This window comes from Paenibacillus ihumii (genome assembly GCF_001403875.1).
Classification (GTDB): Bacteria; Bacillota; Bacilli; order Paenibacillales; family Paenibacillaceae; genus Fontibacillus; species Fontibacillus ihumii.
Genome location: NZ_LN884299.1, coordinates 3,586,684 through 3,603,955, shown reverse-complemented (window position 1 = coordinate 3,603,955; position 17,272 = coordinate 3,586,684). Strand labels below are relative to the sequence as shown.

At 50.3% G+C, this 17,272-nt stretch carries 12 protein-coding genes; 4 read left to right on the top strand and 8 right to left on the bottom strand.

Features of this window, described 5'->3' with window-relative positions; translation table 11 throughout:
- Positions 1–132: 132 nt before the first annotated feature.
- Positions 133–993 carry a MurR/RpiR family transcriptional regulator gene (locus tag BN2762_RS23430; RefSeq protein WP_230202579.1) on the top strand — a complete coding sequence of 287 codons (861 nt, stop codon included), beginning with the start codon at positions 133–135 and terminating at the stop codon, positions 991–993.
- Between the two features lie 230 nt (positions 994–1,223).
- Here the strand turns inward: BN2762_RS23430 and BN2762_RS23425 are convergent, their stop codons facing one another.
- From BN2762_RS23425 to BN2762_RS23390, 8 genes are all read right to left on the bottom strand, one after another.
- Positions 1,224–2,066 carry a sugar phosphate isomerase/epimerase family protein gene (locus BN2762_RS23425; RefSeq protein ID WP_055109230.1) on the bottom strand — a complete coding sequence of 281 codons (843 nt, stop codon included), beginning with the start codon at positions 2,064–2,066 and terminating at the stop codon, positions 1,224–1,226.
- Positions 2,063–2,761, bottom strand: a complete 699-nt coding sequence (locus BN2762_RS27905; RefSeq protein WP_055109229.1) for a rhamnogalacturonan acetylesterase — start codon at positions 2,759–2,761, stop codon at positions 2,063–2,065. Before BN2762_RS27905 ends, BN2762_RS23425 begins: the two co-directional genes overlap by 4 nt.
- A complete protein-coding gene (locus BN2762_RS27900; protein WP_055109228.1) occupies positions 2,758–3,576 on the bottom strand; it encodes an alpha/beta hydrolase in 819 nt (272 codons plus the stop codon). Before BN2762_RS27900 ends, BN2762_RS27905 begins: the two co-directional genes overlap by 4 nt.
- Before the next feature lie 14 nt (positions 3,577–3,590).
- A complete protein-coding gene (gene uxaC, locus BN2762_RS23410) occupies positions 3,591–4,991 on the bottom strand; it encodes a glucuronate isomerase (protein WP_055109227.1) in 1,401 nt (466 codons plus the stop codon).
- Positions 4,992–5,037: 46 nt separating this feature from the next.
- A complete protein-coding gene (locus BN2762_RS23405; RefSeq protein WP_055109226.1) occupies positions 5,038–6,525 on the bottom strand; it encodes a UxaA family hydrolase in 1,488 nt (495 codons plus the stop codon).
- A 14-nt stretch (positions 6,526–6,539) separates the two neighbouring features.
- Positions 6,540–7,952 carry a tagaturonate reductase gene (locus BN2762_RS23400; protein ID WP_055109225.1) on the bottom strand — a complete coding sequence of 471 codons (1,413 nt, stop codon included), beginning with the start codon at positions 7,950–7,952 and terminating at the stop codon, positions 6,540–6,542.
- Between the two features lie 1,161 nt (positions 7,953–9,113).
- Positions 9,114–10,109 carry a LacI family DNA-binding transcriptional regulator gene (locus BN2762_RS23395; protein WP_055109224.1) on the bottom strand — a complete coding sequence of 332 codons (996 nt, stop codon included), beginning with the start codon at positions 10,107–10,109 and terminating at the stop codon, positions 9,114–9,116.
- 111 nt (positions 10,110–10,220) lie between these two features.
- Entirely contained in the window at positions 10,221–12,569 is a 2,349-nt protein-coding gene (locus BN2762_RS23390) for a helix-turn-helix domain-containing protein (RefSeq protein ID WP_055109223.1), read from the bottom strand.
- 204 nt (positions 12,570–12,773) lie between these two features.
- Here BN2762_RS23390 and BN2762_RS23385 point away from each other — a divergent pair, with 204 nt between their 5' ends.
- From BN2762_RS23385 to BN2762_RS23375, 3 genes are all read left to right on the top strand, one after another.
- Positions 12,774–14,309 (top strand): extracellular solute-binding protein, encoded by a 1,536-nt coding sequence (locus BN2762_RS23385; protein WP_055109222.1) that lies wholly within the window; start codon positions 12,774–12,776, stop codon positions 14,307–14,309.
- A gap of 325 nt (positions 14,310–14,634) precedes the next feature.
- Complete coding sequence (locus BN2762_RS23380; protein WP_055110350.1) at positions 14,635–16,164, top strand: extracellular solute-binding protein; 1,530 nt, start codon at positions 14,635–14,637, stop codon at positions 16,162–16,164.
- A 125-nt stretch (positions 16,165–16,289) separates the two neighbouring features.
- The gene (locus tag BN2762_RS23375; protein ID WP_055109221.1) at positions 16,290–17,255 is read left to right on the top strand and encodes an ABC transporter permease; all 966 of its coding nucleotides are present in this window, start codon (positions 16,290–16,292) and stop codon (positions 17,253–17,255) included.
- Positions 17,256–17,272: the final 17 nt, after the last annotated feature.

Here is a 17,272-nt window from a genome sequence, read left to right as displayed (position 1 = left end):
TTAAAATGAATTTCTCCTCACTGCAGCTTGTTGGGACATAGCAGATTGCCTTTTACAGGAATTTATGTATAACTTAATATAGGTGAGTCTACAGTACCACTTTTGTCGGGCTGCCTGAAAGGGGAATTGATTTTGTCCATCGAGCAGGGAATGGGAAAGACGTTATTGTCTATAAGAAGTCATTTTAATGGATTGACCAAAACAGAACAGAAAGTTGCTAACTTTATATTGAATCATGCTCAAGAGATCATTTATCATTCGGTAACTGAGCTTGCGGAGAGAGCTGACGTCGGAGAGACGACGGTGATCCGTTTCTGCCGTAAGCTGAAATTTCATGGCTTCCAGGATTTTAAATTAGCTCTGGCGCAGGATTTGGTCAAGCCTTCCGACCGGCTGTATAACGAGGTGTCCGAAGAGGATGATGCCGAGACTTTAAATCGCAAGGTAATTTCTATGCATATTGGGACGCTGGAGCAAACCTCGGAGCTGATCAGCTCGGATCAACTGGAGAAGACTATTGATTTATTGACCGAAGCGAATCATATTCACTTCTTTGGCGTAGGCTCCTCGGGACTGACGGCTTTGCAGGCTGCACACAGCTTCTCCAGGATCGGCAAGCAAAGCTTTGCAAAGACGGATACGCATTTTCAAGCGATGACAGCTTCGTTAATGCGTCCGGGAGATGTAGCTGTCGGGATATCCATCTCGGGAAGCACCAAGGACACATTGGAGAACTTGAGCCTGGCCAAGAAGGCCGGCGCCCAAATAGTGGTTATTACAAGCAATGCCCGCTCTCCAATCAGTAAGCTGGCCGATATCGAGCTGCTGATGGTTGCCAGAGAAAATCCATTTCAAGGCAGCTCCATGGCTGCAAAGATATCCCAGCTAGCAATTATTGATATCCTGAATGTTGGGGTTTCTTTGAAAATAAAGGATGAAGCTCTGAAGTACCGTAAAATTACGGCAAAAGCAATCTCAGAGAAACTGTACTAACGAGAACAACAATAATCTCAATTATTGTTCATTTCATATAACTTGATCCTATCAGCTATGAAGCTGCGCAGATTTGGACGATGCGAGGACTTTGGGATGGATCGATTGCCCGGAACACTTATTTTATGAGCTCCCCATCAAGCCAGACATTTCCTCAGCGTAAAAAAGACCCGGTACAGGTCACATCACTGTGACTTGCACCGGGTTTTCACGTGTCACACGCGATATTTTTACACATCCTCATAGACCCGTTTCAGAAATGCAGCGCTCTGCGCCAAATGCGGCTCGGTTGTGCTCTCCATGATGCCCTGAATATGAGGGCGCTCATATTTCATGTAGCGTAAAATAGGCTCGAATTTGAGCCAGCCCTGGCCAACGGGCACCATCTGGATTTTCCCGTCCTGCACAATGAAATCCTTCAAATGAATGACGGCTATTCGATTTCCCAACAGCTCCAACGCTTCGGCGACGACTTCATCCTGCCGCAAATAATTGTCCGGCGACATTAAATTCGCGCAGTCGAGAATGATTTGCAGGTTGTTGGAAGGAATCGCGTCGAGCAGGCGGCGGGCTAGGGGCGCTGTATGGAGGGGGTGATTCAGACCCGCCTCAATCCCGACCGTAACACCGAAGCGCTCAGCCTCGGCGACCATCTCGCCAACGGCAGCGATGACTCTCTGGAAGGCTTCCTCGGTGAAATTATCGGTCGTATATCCTCTGCCAACGCTGCCCGTCTCGGTGCCTACGAGGCTGGCGCCAAAATCCCGGGCCAAGCGGATATGGGTCTTGAAGTCCGCCAGCGCCTGAGCCTCCGTCTGTGGATCGGGGGCTACGATGTTGACGTAGCAGCCAAGCACGGCAATTTGAACGCCAGCCCGGCGGAAGGCGTTGCCATAGTAAGCCGCCGTACCCGGACTCAACGCGGATAGGCTAGGAGCGCTTTGCGGGAAAGACTTTTTGATTGCGAACTGAATATGTGAGAATTCGTATTGCTGCAGCTTCTGAATAAGATCCGTCAGCGCAATTTGTCCGAAGTCATGGGCGCGAACGCCGAGATGAAGCGGAACAGTCATGTAATCTCTCCTTTTAAATGCTGGTTCAAAGCAGATAATTCAGCCGAATGCCGGATGGCCTCAGCTACAAGCCTGGCGATCAGCCTTGCTCCCTCGTCTGAGAAATGGGTGTCATCGGTAATGCCCGATGGATAATTCGGATGCGCCTGCTCGGGCAGGTGCATAAATAGCCGCTTCGAAGCTTTTGCCCCCAGCGACTGGTAAAGCTGCTGGGAGGCAGCATATATGTCCAGCAGCGGTGTTTCTGTCTCCGATGCGACCTCCCTCATTGCGGAGGGATACTCGCCTACCGCGTAGGGATCAAGGGTGCCGTCCTCCAGAAAGCGGCGCCGGCTGACCGAGGTCAGCAGCACCGGCGTACCGCCGCGTTCGCGGGCGGAGGCAATGAACTGCTTCAGGTTCTGGCGGTATTCTAGCTTGGGATCGGCATAGCGGCCCGGGTCTTCTGCTTTGCCGTCGTTGTGCCCGAATTGAATGAACAGATAGTCGCCGGCTCTATAATCCCGTTCAATGTCCGCAAGCCGCCCTTCAGCCAGAAATGATCTCGTGCTGCGTCCGTTGATGGCCCGGTTGTCCACGCGTATGGAGGGCTGAAAGAACCCTTGCAGATATTCGCCCCAGCCGGTCATTGGCTTCTCGGATGCTCCCTTCAGAGCCGCGGTGGAATCGCCGGCGATAAACAACGTATAGCTCATCCTAATCCCTTCTTTACATAGTGGTGTTGATCCAGCCAATTCTCGGCAAGCCTGAGCCATTGCCGTACATGGGCATGATCCCCTGCAAGACCTAGGCCGTGGCGTCCTTCCTCGAAAATATGCAGCTCGAATGGAACCTTATGGCGGGACAGGGCAGCTGCAAACAGCAGGCTGTTCTCTACGGGCACGACGCTGTCATCGGCTGTCATCCAGATAAAGGTGGGAGGGGTGTCTGGAGCAACGCGCTGATCGGATGACCATGCATCCAGCGTTTCCCGCGGAGGGTTGGCCCCCAGGAATTTGCGCCGGCTGCCTTCATGGGTGTAGGGGTCATGTAAAGAGATGACAGGGTAGCACAGCAGCAGCAGATTAGGCTTCACCGTTCCCGTAGTCGCCGTTATCGAAGCCAGATGTCCTCCCGCAGAGGAGCCGATCATCCCGACCTGGTCAGGGATGACATTCCAAGCTTTGGGTGCCTCCCGTACCCATTGGAGGGCATCCTCTACATCCTTGATCAGGTCAGTGAACTCGAAATCGCCAACCTGATAATGAAGTACGCCCGCATGAATGCCCAGGCTGTTCAGCCAGCGGGCGATGGGCTCGCCTTCATGTTGAGCGAGATGGGTGTAACCGCCGCCAGGCAGCACAAGAACGAAAGGACGGGCTTTACCGCCATCCTCAGCCTGGCTGCGCTCATCGATGTCTGCTTCCCTGTTAGCCTCTGTGACAGGATAGAGAAAGAGGAGGGAGGTTTCCAGCGGAAACTTCCCTTCCTCTTTAATTAACTGCTCATTGCTTTCGCAAACCAATAACATGAGCGCCGTCTCCTTTACTTGGCAGAACTGAAGCCAAAATAGTTCGCTGCGTTGTTATAGGAAATGTCCTCGACCAGCTTCCCGAGCAGTGCAACGTCATTCGGCGCTTCCCCGCGCTCCACCCATTCGCCGATCAGTTCGCACAGGACCCGGCGGAAATATTCATGGCGGGTGTAGGACAGGAAGCTGCGCGAATCGGTCAGCATGCCGACGAAGTTGGCCAGCACGCTATTGTCGGCAAACATCGTAAGCTGATGGCGCATTCCGCTGCGCGTGTCATTATACCACCAGCCTGATCCGAGCTGCAGCTTCCCTGGGGTATCCTTCTGGTAGCAGCCCATCAGGGCCAGGATCGCCGGGTAATCGTTCGGGTTCAAGGAATACAGAATCGTCTTCGGCAGTCCTTGGGCTGTTTCCGCGCGGTCCAGCAATTGCGAGAGCGACTCGGTCAGCGAAAGATCATTGATGCCGTCGTAGCCCGTATCCGGGCCGAGCTTCTTGAACATCGGCGTGTTGTTGTTTCGGTAGGCGTGGATGTGCAGCTGCATCGTCCAATTCATTTCATGGTACATGCCGATCAATGCGGACAGAAGCTCAGTGCGATAAATGGTTATTTCTTCTTTGGACAGATCATCCCCGGCCAGCCTTTTGGCAAAAATCCGCTCCACGTCGCCCGCTTCTCCGGCTTGATAACGAAGCACGTCTAGGGCATGATCCGACAGGCGGCAGCCGTGCTCATGGAAAAACAGCACGCGATTCTTGAGCGCATTCACCAAGTCTGTATACGAAGCGACCGCTGTTCCGGCTGCCTGCTCCAGACGTCCAATCCAGTCCTTGAAGCCCGGGGCGTCAATGTTGAGCGCCTTGTCCGGACGGAAGGTCGGGAACACCTGGAAGTCTTGCTCCTCTTTGCTCAGGGCTTGATGGTACTCCAGGGAATCAACGGGGTCATCCGTCGTACAAATGATTTTCACTTTGGAAGCCTTAATGAGGCTGCGGCGCCGGAAGTCCGGGGAAGCAAGCTTCTCGTTCGCTTTCTCCCAAATTCGCGGTGCGGATTGTTCGTTTAACAGCTCATCGATGCCGAAAAACCGGCGCAGCTCCAGATGGGTCCAGCTAAACAGCGGGTTGCCGATCGTTTTCGGAACGGTTCTTGCCCAAGCGAGAAACTTATCGTAGTCCGAGGCGTCTCCGGTAATGTGGGACTCGGGGACGCCGTTGGCGCGCATCAGGCGCCATTTGTAGTGATCCCCGTAGAGCCACGCCTCCGTAATATTCTTGAAATTCTTATTCTCATAGATTTCCTTCGGATCAAGATGGCAATGATAGTCGATGATCGGCATATTGTCGGCGTAGTCATGGAACAGCGACTCGGCCATATCTGTCGTTAACAGGAAGTTGTCATTTAGAAACATACCGCTTGGCTCCTTTATGGTTATTCGAGATATCCTATAAGTCCAATTACAGCGTGACACCGGTCTTGAAGATCGCCAGCTCGCGAACTTCGTTCTGTTCGTTGCGGGTTGGCTGGCCGCTGGCTACGGCGATCACATAATCGATGAATTCCTCCAGAACTTGTTCCATCGGCGTGTCGAGCAGCGGGCCGGCGTTGAAATCCATCCAATGTTTTTTGTTATTGTAAATGTCGTTGTTGGTGGCGATTTTTACCGTCGGTACGAAGCTGCCGAACGGTGTTCCCCGGCCCGTCGTAAACAGAACGAGCTGACAATCGGAAGCGGCAAGCGCAGAGGAGGCGACAAGGTCGTTGCCTGGCGCCTGCAGGAGGCTAAGCCCCTTCTTGCGCAGCTTCTCGCCATACTGCAGCACATCGACGACCGGAGCGGTTCCGGCTTTTTGCGTACAGCCAAGCGATTTGTCCTCCAGCGTGCTGATCCCACCGGCTTTGTTGCCCGGGGAAGGATTCTCGTAGACCGATTCCCCATGGGACAGGAAGTACTGCTTGAAGTCATTGATCAAATGCACGATGTCCTCAAAAACTTCCTTGTTCTCTGCACGGGCCATCAGCATTTTCTCTGCGCCGAACATTTCGGGCACTTCCGTTAATACGGAGGTTCCGCCCTGGGAGATCAGGAAGTCCGAGAACGCGCCGAGCAGCGGATTCGCCGTAATGCCGGAGAAGCCATCGGAGCCTCCGCATTTCAGGCCAACGTTGAGCTCAGAGAGCGGTACAGGCTCGCGGCGGTCATTTTGCGCTGCAATATAAAGCTCCTCCAGCAGCTGCAAGCCGGCCTCCACTTCATTTCCGACCTCCTGGGCAACGAGGAACTTGACGCGTTCTTCGTCATAGTCGCCCAGTATGCTGCGGAATTCAGACACGATGTTGTTCTCGCAGCCCAGGCCAAAGACGAGTACGCCGCCGGCGTTCGGATGATAGACCGCATCCGCCAGAATGCTGCGCGTCATACGGTGATCGTCTCCGAGCTGGGAGCAGCCGTAGGGATGCTTCAGCACGGTAATATTATCAAAGGTACCGAGATCAGGATGGATTGCCTTGAATTCCTTAATCATCAGCTCGGCAACCCCGTTGACGCAGCCAACCGTAGGAACGATGAACAGGTCGTTGCGGATGCCGACTTTGCCGTTCTTGCGGCGGTAGCCCTGGAAGGTCAGATCGCGTTTTGGATGCGTCACCGGATGGAGATCCGGAACATATTCGTATTCCTCTTCGCCCTCCAGATTTGTCGCCAAATTATGCGTATGCACCCATCCGCCGCGCTGGATCGCGGACGTGGCGTGACCGATCGGGTAGCCGTATTTAGTCACTACATCGTTAGGCTCGAAGCTGGTTAAAGCGATTTTATGGCCTTGTGGAATATCCTCGAGTGCTGTTAGCACCTGATTATCGAAATTCAGCTCTTCCCCTGCGCTAATCGGCCTTAAGGCAACAGCGACGGTATCGCGGGAGTTCATTTTCGTTAGTCTTTGCATCCTCATCATCTCTCCTAAATCAATTGTTGTAGAGCAGCACGGCTTCCGGATGATTCTAGCTGCTGCAAATACCCTTCAATCGCTTGCACTAAATTTGGAACCTTAGTCAAATCTTCGCCCCATAAGCTCTCGTCTTGAAGAATCGTGACTGCAACCGATTCTGGACGGCTCCAAGCCTGGTCAAAGACGGCAATGACCTCAGCGCCGTCCTGGCGCTCGATCTTGTCGCCGCGGTAGCTGAACAACAAAGCGGCAAAGGCGAGGGTAGTGAGCTTCGGAAGCTCGCCTTTTTCCCGCTGATAACGAAGCAGGACAGGCAATAATCTTGTTTTGAATTTAGAAATGCTGTTTAACGAAATCGAAGTCAATTCATGACGGATGAACGGGTTTTTGAAGCGCTCCTGCACGGCTTCTGCGTAAGATTGCAATTCATCCTTCGGCAGATCGAGCATCGGAATCAGCTCGTCCTCGATCAATCTCTTTACGAAGACGGAGTAAGCAGCGTCGTTCATAACGTCTTCTACCGTTTCCAGCCCGGCTAACAAAGCCAGCGGAACCATGGCGGTATGCGGTCCGTTCAGCAGGTGAACCTTGCGCTCCCGGTAAGGGGTCATGTCGTCGGTGACCACCACGTTCAGCCCCGCTTTGGCCAGCGGCAGGCGCTCGGACAATGAAGCCGGTCCTTCAATGACCCAGAACAGGAACGGCTCGGCCGTAACCATCAAATGATCCTGGTAGCCCAGTTCCTCCGCAAGAGCTTGCGCTTTGTCGCGCGGGTAGCCTGGCACGATGCGGTCAACCAAGCTGCAGCAGAACGTATTCTCCTGCTCAAGCCACTGTATGAACGCCTCGCCCAGCTGCCAATCGTTCGCGTATTGCAGCACGATTTCCTTCAGCTTCTCGCCGTTGCGGTCAATCAGTTCGCAAGGGATAATGGTGTAGCCTTTTTTGCCCAGCTCAAAACGTTTATGCAGCAGAGCCGTTAATTTCCCGGGAAAACTCTTCGGCGGAGCGTCAGCAAGCCGGTCTTCCGGACGGTAGGCAATTCCCGCTTCCGTCGTGTTGGACGTAATGAACTCCAGCTCGTCGTTTTCCGCCAAGGCCAGGTAGCTCTCGTAATCGGAATAAGGATTGATGACGCGGCTGACGCTGGTGATGATCTCGTGGTCATTGACCGTTTGCTGCTGCATGATGCCGTTCAACAGGACGGTGTACAGGTAATCCTGCTTCGCCAGCATATCGCCGAGGCCTTGCTCGATCGGCTGAACGAGGACGGCGCTGCCCTGGAACAATCCTTGCTTGTTCATCTGCTGCAGCTGCCAGTCCACGAACGCGCGCATGAAGTTGCCTTCGCCAAACTGAATCATTTTTTCCGGATAAACGGGAAGATCAGGGTAGGTTGTTCTGGAAAGCTGTGGTTGTGTCATGATTGATCGTTGTCTCCTTTTTGTGATTAACGTCATATTGCACACGTTAACATTTTTATTTAAAAAAAGAGGAATCTCTTTTTTTGATAAATATGGGGTCATTTGCAGCACTAGACTATATTGGTTAAGATATGGCCAGTGTAATGCATTATGGATTGGTATGATGCTACGTGTCGGTGTAATGCAATATGGCTTGGTGTAATGTTGTGTGTCGGTGTAATGCATTATGGATTGGTGTGGTGCTATGTGTCGGTGTAATGCAATATGGCTTGGTGTATCTACCATGGCCAATGGATGCTCTGCATTTTCAAATCTGTCGTATGCCATTCCATTCTCATATCTGCCGTATATCATAGAATTTTCATATGCTATATTCGCCAGTGTCATCGTCTTCACGTTATTTAACGAATGATTGCATGGATACAATAGCACGAAATCGTACAAAACCACTCCCGCGTTGCATCCGTCGCAGCATTTTGTACGAAAAATCGTACAAAACCGCTCCCGCGTTGCATCCGTCGCAGCATTTTGTACGAAAAATCGTACAAGACCGCTCCCGAGTCGCTACCGTCGCAGCATTTTGTACGAAAAATCGTACAAGACCGCTCCCGAGTCGCTACCGTTGCAGCATTTTGTACGAAAAATTGTACAAACCGCTCCCGAGTCGCTACCGTCGCAGCATTTTGTATGAAAAATCGTACAAAACCGCTCCCGAGTCGCTACCGTCGCAGCATTTTGTACGAAAAATCGTACAAAACCGCACCCGCATCGCATCCATCGCAGCATTTTGTACGAAAAATCGTACAAAACCGCTCCCGAGTCGCTACCGTCGCAGCATTTTGTACGAAAAATCGTACAAAACCGCACCCGCGTGGCACCGTCGCAGCATTTTGTACGAAAAATCGTACAAAACCGCACCCGCGTGGCACCGTCGCAGCATTTTGTACGAAAAATCGTACAAGACCGCTCCCGAGTCGCTACCGTCGCAGCATTTTGTACGAAAAATCGTACAAAACCGCACCCGCATCGCATCCGTCGCAGCATTTTGTACGAAAAATCGTACAAAACCGCTCCCGCGTGGCACCATCGCAGCATTTTGTACGAAAAATCGTACAAAACCGCATCCGCGTGGTATCCATCGCAGCACTTCACGCGGCTGCTTTAAATTTCGGCTACCGTTTGCCGGACCATTAACGCCGTTTTGACGAAGAGCTGCTCCGGTCTGCGGTCCGGATGCTGCATCAGCTCGATCAGCTTCTGAGTACCGAGCTCGCTAATGTCGGCAATCGGTCTCCGAACCGTCGTAAGAGCAGGGTTCGTGTAGCGGGCAAATACGATATCGTCGAACCCGATCAGGGACAGCTGGGACGGGATACTGACTCCTTCGGCAAAGCAAGCGTTCATTGCGCCGATCGCCATGTCGTCGTTTCCGCAGAATACGAGTGTAGGCGGGTCAGGCAATGCCAGCAATCGGGACATCGCCGTGTAGCCGCTCTCGATGCTGTAATCGCCGCTGGCAAAATAATCCGGCACCAGCTGCACGCCGTGCTCCATCATGCTGTCCAGGAAGCCCTGCTTGCGTTCGGTGGAGGACTTGAAGCCCGTCTTGCCCTCGATCATGGCCAGCTTGCGGTGGCCCCGGGCTATCGCGTGGTCGATCGCTTCCTTGACGCCTTCGCGGTCGTTCGCGATGACGTTCATAATGCTCGGATCCTCCAACTGCCGGTTCAGGACAACAAGGGGAATGCCCATCCTCTTTACGTGATAGATAAACTCGTTGTCCGCATCGCTCTGGCTCATGACGAGAATGCCGTCAAAGCGCTGGGGGATGATATTGTCAAGATTATGGATGCTGTCGATCCCATTCACGGACAGGTTATAATTCTCGTCCAGCACATGGTTGATTCCCTTGATGACCTCCACAAGAAAGCTGGCTGAGGTACCCTGGTCGATACTGGAGAAGAACAAGCCGATGGTATACGACTTCTTCATCACCAGGCTCTTGGCATTGTAGTTCGGCACGTAATTCAATTCCGCAGCGATTTTCTCAATCCGATCCCGGGTCTCCTTCTTGATCAGCGGGTTGCCGTTGAGGGCGCGAGAGACGGTCGTATGGGATACGCCGGCGACTCGTGCAATATCTTTAATCGTAATCATAGAACCTCACTATTTTGAATCTGAGTAATTGTTAACGATTTCATTGTATAACCTGATAGCTGATAAATCAAGCGTTTTATAAAATGCACACGTGAAAATAATTTGAACATCTCACATCGATTCGTCCAGCCCTGGATTCGGCTTCTTGGATGCGGCATGGCCATCGCGGTATTGTCCCGGCGTCATGCCTTCCTGCTTGCGGAACGAACGGATAAAGTTCTGGGAATTGTTATACCTCAGTCTGGCGGCGATATCCTTGATCGGCATATCCGTCTCCTCCAGCCATTTTTTGGCCATCTTGAATCGGTACATGGTCAGATACTCACTGAAATTATACTGAGTCTCCTTGCGGAAAATGCTGCTGATGTAGTTGGCATTGTAATGCAGCCTGGAGGCGCACTCCTCAAGGGTAAGATCCGTATCGTAATAATGCTGCACCAAATCGATGATCTTCTCGGAGATGTTGTGGTATTGAGCATTTTGCCTGCTGTTGAAAATTTTGATCATCGGATGGATGACAACGCTCCAGAACCAGTCCTCAATTTCCGCTACCGTGTGCAGATCCAGCATTTCTTCGAACAGGGAGCCATTCGCGTGATAGATCTGGTTCAGGCTGATTCCCGATTCCTGCATCATGATCAGCAGATTGTTCAAGAGCCGGGTCAGCGGAATTTGATACTCCTGCGGCGTAAGCTCCAGCGCAAAGATAGATTTGAACAATTGGCTTACGAGCTCTTTGGCTTTATCGGTCTCCGCCAGCTTGATCGCGTCCATCAAGTCATTTTCCTTATGTGTCGGATAATTCAAGTTCAAATAATGCTTGCCCGAGTTAATGTTCTCGTACTGAATGATCACGCCTTTGCCCAGCTTGATCCGGTGCTTCAGCGCTTCCAGGCTCTCGCGGTAAGCGGTGGATATTCTGTGCACGGAGTGGAAGGGCAGGCTCAGGCCGATGCTGACCTGCAGCTTCAAGTAATTGTTGATCTCCTGCTGAAGCCTCTCTGTTAACGAATACAAGGTCTGATGGAACGAGGCCTCATTCGCATCGGTGCTGCCGACCAGAGTGACAACCGTCTGGTCGATCATGACCGGGGCCAGACGCTTCTCCGAAGGGACGAGCTCCTCAATCATATTATGGGCCGCGAATAGCAGGAGGTTCAGATCCTTCTTCTCATAGGCCGAATCCTCGCAGAAATCGATCGATAAAGTAAATACCGCCATCGTCTTCCAAGCCTCGACCTGGTCCAAGTAACCGAACTGCTCAAGCTCTTCGGTCAACTCCCTTTTTTTGAGACGGCCGTTGAATGCCTTGATGAGGAAAAAAGTCCGCACCTGCTGAATATGCTGCTGAACCTCTTTCTCCAGCCTTGATTTGGATTGGAAGAGATGTTGTACATGCTCTCCGATAATCTGGAATTCATTGGAATGCTTGGATTTGATATCGGATTTGCGCTGTCCCATCTGGTTCAGCAATCGCTCGATCGGCGTATACATGCGGCGCGAGCCCAGCCAGGCGATCAAAATGGACAACAGCAGCATGAATAAACAGATGTACAGAGTGTATGTGCCAATTTTATTCGATTCTTTGGTCATGCTCTCGATAGAGGTTACCGACAGGTAGACCCAGCCGTTCAGCTGCGATTTCAGGTAGGTCACCGCATGATCCTTTTTATCGATCAGCGTTTTGAATTGCCCTGACTGCGCGGTGGAATCAGAGATCGCCAACATATCGTTGAATCCGCTTTCAGAAACGGGCTTGCCAATCATGTAATCATCAGGATGAAGGAGAATGCGGTTGTTCTCGTCGAGAATCATGATGCTGTCAAAAGGCTGAATTTCCGAGTTTATGAATTCCTTCAGGCTGCAGGCCGGGATGTTGGCCATGATCAGCCCGTACTTGTGCAGCTTGGAAGCCGGCAGCCGCTTCATCAGGCTGATATTGTAATCACAATCCGTTACGTTCAAGCTCTCTTCGCTATAAAACCAGGAAGAGGGGGTCAAAACCCACGACGTATTATCCGAGGTATTGATTAAATTCGCAAGCTGTTCATAATTTTTATATTGATCCAGCCGGTACAGCCCGGAGTTCTTGATCATCCAATTCTTGCGCTGGTTGATCAGCACGACGTCCTCCAGCTTTGTATCGAAGGACTGCATATTGCGTATTTCGTTTCTTAATTCGTTGTATAGTATGAAATCGCTCTCATTTAACGGGTTGTCAAGCGCTCTCTTTAACACACTGGAGTTGACAACCTGGTTTAAAGTTTGATTGACTGTTGTTAATTTATGCTCTACATTGGAGTTGATTTGCAGGATAAGTTCCATTTTGCTCTTGTTCACATTCTTTTGGATCTCGTTAGAAGAAGTCAGATATGAGAATGAACCGATGAAAATGACGGGAAGCGTACTGATCACAAAGGCGAAAAGCGTCAGTTTGCTCAAGAAACTTAATGGTCTCACAGAACTCAGCACCTCTGCTCTTGTAGAAGTAGTCAGCCTAACCTGTATTCTGATGAATAATAACAATAATCATCTCATAACGCAATAATCATTTCCTCTAATTATGAATACAAATTTGAAAAAATTCAAGTAATAGGATGTATTGTATATTTATGTTTATTATTCGCGAGTGACAAATTTTCATTACTTGTAGGGGGAACTGAAATGCCTAGAGTATCTACGAGAAAAATGGTGCTGCACTGTGTTCATCTGTTCATTATCCTTATAGTTGCTGCACTAGCAGGGTGCAGCAGTATGAGGCCGGCTCAATCGGATGCCCGCACCCGCGACGAACGGCCCTACGTATCCATTTTGGCTCCGCTTCATTTTCCGCAGCAGCCCTCTAAAGAGGTCATTGCCGAGCTGGAGCAATTGACTGGGGTAGAGCTGGACATACGCTGGGTTCCTGAAGGGGTCTACACCGATAAAATGAACACGGCGCTTACGACGAATTCTTTAGCCAAGGTTACCTTTGTGAAATTTACGGACTACAGCCTGGTCAAGAATGCTATAAAATCAGGAGAGTTCTGGGAGATCGAGCCTTATCTCAAGGAATTCCCCAACTTAAGCCGGCTGAGCCCTTCTATTCTCCGGCAGACGGCTGTAGAAGGCAAAATATATGGTTTATATACCGAGCGTCCCTCCTCCAGGCAGGGGATTATCATTCGCAAGGATTGGCTGGATAACCTCCACCTGACTGAGCCTAATTCCTTGGAGGAGCTGTATGAAGTGTTAAAGCAGTTTACCTATAACGATCCCGATCAGAACGGCAAGCGGGACACGATTGGCCTGGTCGACCGAAATGACCTCGTATACGGCGTATTCAAGACGCTGAGCTCTTATTTCGGCACTCCGAACAATTGGGAGCTGGCAGACGGCGAATTCATCCCGGAGTTTGAGACCGAAGAATATATGAACACGATGAATTTTATGAAGAAACTATACGATGAGAAGCTGATCAACCAGGATTTTGCTCTGACCAGCAAGGAGCTGCAGCGCGACAGCTTTATCCGCGGCTTGGCAGGCGTTTACATTGGCAGCATGACGGATGTCCAGCGTTTGTCCATTGAAACACAAGCATTGAATCCCAAGGCCAGACTGGCTCTGATCAACCGGATCAAGGGGCCGAAAGGATATAAGGTATGGTCCATCCCTAACTATAACGGGCTATATCTCTTTTCCAAAAGAGCTATTGCCACCGAAGAGGAGCTGAAGCAGGTGCTGGCTTTTTTCGACCGGACGATGGATAAAGAGGTGGCCAACCTGATGATGTATGGCGTCGAAGGGCGGCATTATGAAATTGTGGACGGGAAGGTGATTCTGCCCGAGGAAACCTCAAGGCTGCGGGTGGATGAAGTAAACCCTCTATACTCGCTAATGATTGCCAACATGAGCAACAGCAACATTCTGGAGGTTGCCCAGAAGGAAGAGCTGACCGCGGCCGCCGAACGCCTCAGTGAGGATAATGAATCCTTCCTTGTAGCGGACCCGACCGTTGGCTTAAGCTCCGATACGTATGACGAGAAGAATGTGGAGCTCGCTCAGATCATAACCGATGCGACGTATAATTATATACTGGGTAAAATTACAGCGGAGGAATTCAAGCAAGAGACCGTCAAATGGCGGCAGAACGGCGGGGACATGATCATTCAGGAGTATGGCGAGGCATTGGAACGCGAGCGTTTGCGCGAATCGCGATAAACATAGAAGAAGTTCAAGAAGCTGCTGCGGCTTTGCCCAGCGGCTTCTTGCATGATTGAGCGGCTTGCAATGTTGAATCAGATTGCTTTTGTTTCAGTTTAGCTTTTGTATCAGTTCGCTCATCATTATACCAATTTGTATGGGGAGGTCAGCCAAGGATTTGGCTGGCTTTTTTGTGGATTTGCAGCCCTGTTACGGCGATAATCATTTATTCAGATTCCCTGATATAACGGCGTTTATGAGTAAATGATTGTATTCGTAACCTGATTGAAGCGGTATCGTTGACCTTGTAAACACAATAAGTCAAATGGAGGTCAAAATGGTTATGAAGAAAAAATCCTTCTCCATCATGTTAGCGGCATTGCTAACGCTAAGCGTAATGCTGACAGCCTGCGGCGGCAATGAAAAACCAGCAGCAGCACCGGCAGGGGGCGACACGGCGAAAGGCGCCGAATCGGATGCACCGACGGAAATCAAAATCATGCTTCCACTTAATACTTCAGAGACACCGCCAGACACCATTAAAAAAGAGTTAGAAAAATTGACTAACACGAAATTAACGTATCAATTTTTCCCGGCAGACACTTATGAAGAGAAGCTGAATTCATCTTTTGCAACGAGCTCGCTGCCGCAAGTGACTTATTTGAAAAACCAGACGACCTTCATCCAAATGAAGGATGCGATTAAAGACGGACAATTCTGGGAGATCGGGCCTTATCTTAGCGAATTCCCGAACCTGAGCAAGCTGAAGCCGGAAATCCTCAATAATACGAAGGTCGACGGCAAGCTGTATTCGCTGTACATCGGCAGACCGCTGGCTCGTCAAGGGATCATCTACCGCAAAGACTGGGCGGACAAATTGAATCTTGCTCCTCCAGCGAACGTAGATGAGCTGTTCGAAATGGCTAAAGCGTTTACAGAGCAGGATCCGGATGGAAACGGGGTCAAGGATACGATCGGGGTTGTTGACCGGAACGAGCTGACCTATGGCGCGTTTAAGACCGTCTCCTCCTGGTTCGGAACTCCGAACGGCTGGGGAGAGAAGGATGGCCAATTACAGCCTGAATTTACGTTCCCGCAATATATCGATACGATGGATTTCTTCAAGAAGCTGCGCGATGGCGGTTATATGAACCAGGACTTCGCAGCTACGAGCAAGACGGATGCTGTCAAAATGTTCACAAGCGGCAAGGCTGGACTATATATTGGCGGCTCCATGCAGGATATCGATTCCTTGAACAAAGACCTTATTAAAAACGTTCCGGAAGCCGTACTGGATACGCACAGCATGGTTGCCGGACCCGATGGCAAATTTGCTCAGTGGATGATTCCTGGATATAACAACGTCGTTCTGTTCCCTAAAGGTGCCGTTAAAGACGAGGCAGAGCTGAAGAAAATCCTTGCATTCTTCGACAAAATGATGACTCCGGAGGTAGCCAACCTTATGTTCTGGGGCATCGAAGGTGTCCACTACACGGTTGAAGACGGTAAAGCGAAGCCGACCGATGACAAGGAATTGATCGAAAGAGAAGTTAAAGGCTATAAAGATAGCGTTATCGGCGAATCCGAGACGAACGGCATGTATGAGCCATACAACATATTGCCGGGCAGAATCCATGCTGAGGAGCTGCTCCTTGAGAACGTCAAGGTAGGGGTTCCGGATCCAACGGCACCGCTTGATTCCGCTACGTATACTGAGAAGGGCGTTGAGCTGCAGCAGATCATTACGGATGCAACATACAAGTACATGTATGGCCAAATCGATAAAGCCGGCTTTGAGAAAGAGGTAGAGAACTGGAAGAAGCGCGGCGGGGACAAAATCATCGAGGAGTACAACGCTGCATACAAGAAGTAAAGCTCCAGCTTAAGGCCAAGTGATAAAGGAAGAGAAAAGGTTGTTGATGCACTCAACAGCCTCTTCTATTCCTTGGAGCCGAGCCAAGACCCTTGCTCCAATATGAAACAGAAAGGAAGAAGATCATGCAGGAAGTCACCGCACAGCCGAGCAGGATTCAACCGGTACCTGAGGCTTCGAAGAGCAATCACGAAGTCAGAAAGCGAATATGGAGAAACCGCTGGCTCTATGTCATGATTGCGCCGGGATTGCTGTATTTCATTATTTTCAAATATTTGCCGATGTACGGACTCATCATTTCCTTCCAGGATTACAAGCCCTATAATGGCATCCTCGGAAGCCAATGGGTGGGAATGAAGCATTTTACGAGGCTATTTACCGAACCGGATTTCCTAAATATTTTAATGAATACATTGATTCTGTTCGCATTGAATATTTTCATCTACTTTCCGATCCCGATCATACTCGCCCTCATGTTAAATGAGCTTAGAGGCAATTTCTTTAAAAGGATTTTTCAATCGCTCCTCTATATCCCCCATTTCATGTCGTGGGTAATTGTCGTCTCCATTTCATTCGTTATGGTTACGATGGACGGAGGAATCATTAATGATTTGCTAGTCTTTTTCGGATTTGAAAAAATCAACTTTCTGCTAAACCCGAGCTGGTTTAGGCCTATGTATATCATTCAGGTCATTTGGAGAGAAGCGGGCTGGGGAACGATTATCTACCTGGCATCCATAGCGGCAATTGACCCGGGACTCTATGAAGCAGCACGCATGGACGGTGCCGGAAGGCTTAGACAAATTTGGCATATCACGATTCCGGCGATCAGAGGCGTCATTGTCACCCTATTTATTCTGAAAATTGGTTCCGTTCTCGATCTGGGATTTGAGCATGTCTACTTGCTGCTGAATTCCATGAACAGAGAGGTTGCGGAAATTATCGATACGTATGTCTATACCGCAGGCTTGAGGCAAGGACAGTTCAGCTACAGTACTGCGATCGGCTTCTTTAAATCTATCATCGGCCTCATTCTCGTCATGGCCGTTAATAAAATTTCCAAGAAAATGGGAGAAGAAGGCGTCTATTGATATGCTACGGGAGGAAT

Excerpts from the sequence above, each read along its gene's own strand:
- BN2762_RS23400 (WP_055109225.1), bottom strand. The coding sequence starts at position 7,952 with ATGACACAACCACAGCTTTCCAGAACAACCTACCCTGATCTTCCCGTT.
- BN2762_RS23405 (WP_055109226.1), bottom strand. The coding sequence starts at position 6,525 with ATGCAAAGACTAACGAAAATGAACTCCCGCGATACCGTCGCTGTTGCC.
- BN2762_RS27900 (WP_055109228.1), bottom strand. The coding sequence starts at position 3,576 with ATGTTATTGGTTTGCGAAAGCAATGAGCAGTTAATTAAAGAGGAAGGG.
- BN2762_RS23380 (WP_055110350.1), top strand. The coding sequence starts at position 14,635 with ATGAAGAAAAAATCCTTCTCCATCATGTTAGCGGCATTGCTAACGCTA.
- uxaC (WP_055109227.1), bottom strand. The coding sequence starts at position 4,991 with ATGTTTCTAAATGACAACTTCCTGTTAACGACAGATATGGCCGAGTCG.
- BN2762_RS23425 (WP_055109230.1), bottom strand. The coding sequence starts at position 2,066 with ATGACTGTTCCGCTTCATCTCGGCGTTCGCGCCCATGACTTCGGACAA.
- BN2762_RS23385 (WP_055109222.1), top strand. The coding sequence starts at position 12,774 with ATGCCTAGAGTATCTACGAGAAAAATGGTGCTGCACTGTGTTCATCTG.
- BN2762_RS27905 (WP_055109229.1), bottom strand. The coding sequence starts at position 2,761 with ATGAGCTATACGTTGTTTATCGCCGGCGATTCCACCGCGGCTCTGAAG.
- BN2762_RS23375 (WP_055109221.1), top strand. The coding sequence starts at position 16,290 with ATGCAGGAAGTCACCGCACAGCCGAGCAGGATTCAACCGGTACCTGAG.
- BN2762_RS23395 (WP_055109224.1), bottom strand. The coding sequence starts at position 10,109 with ATGATTACGATTAAAGATATTGCACGAGTCGCCGGCGTATCCCATACG.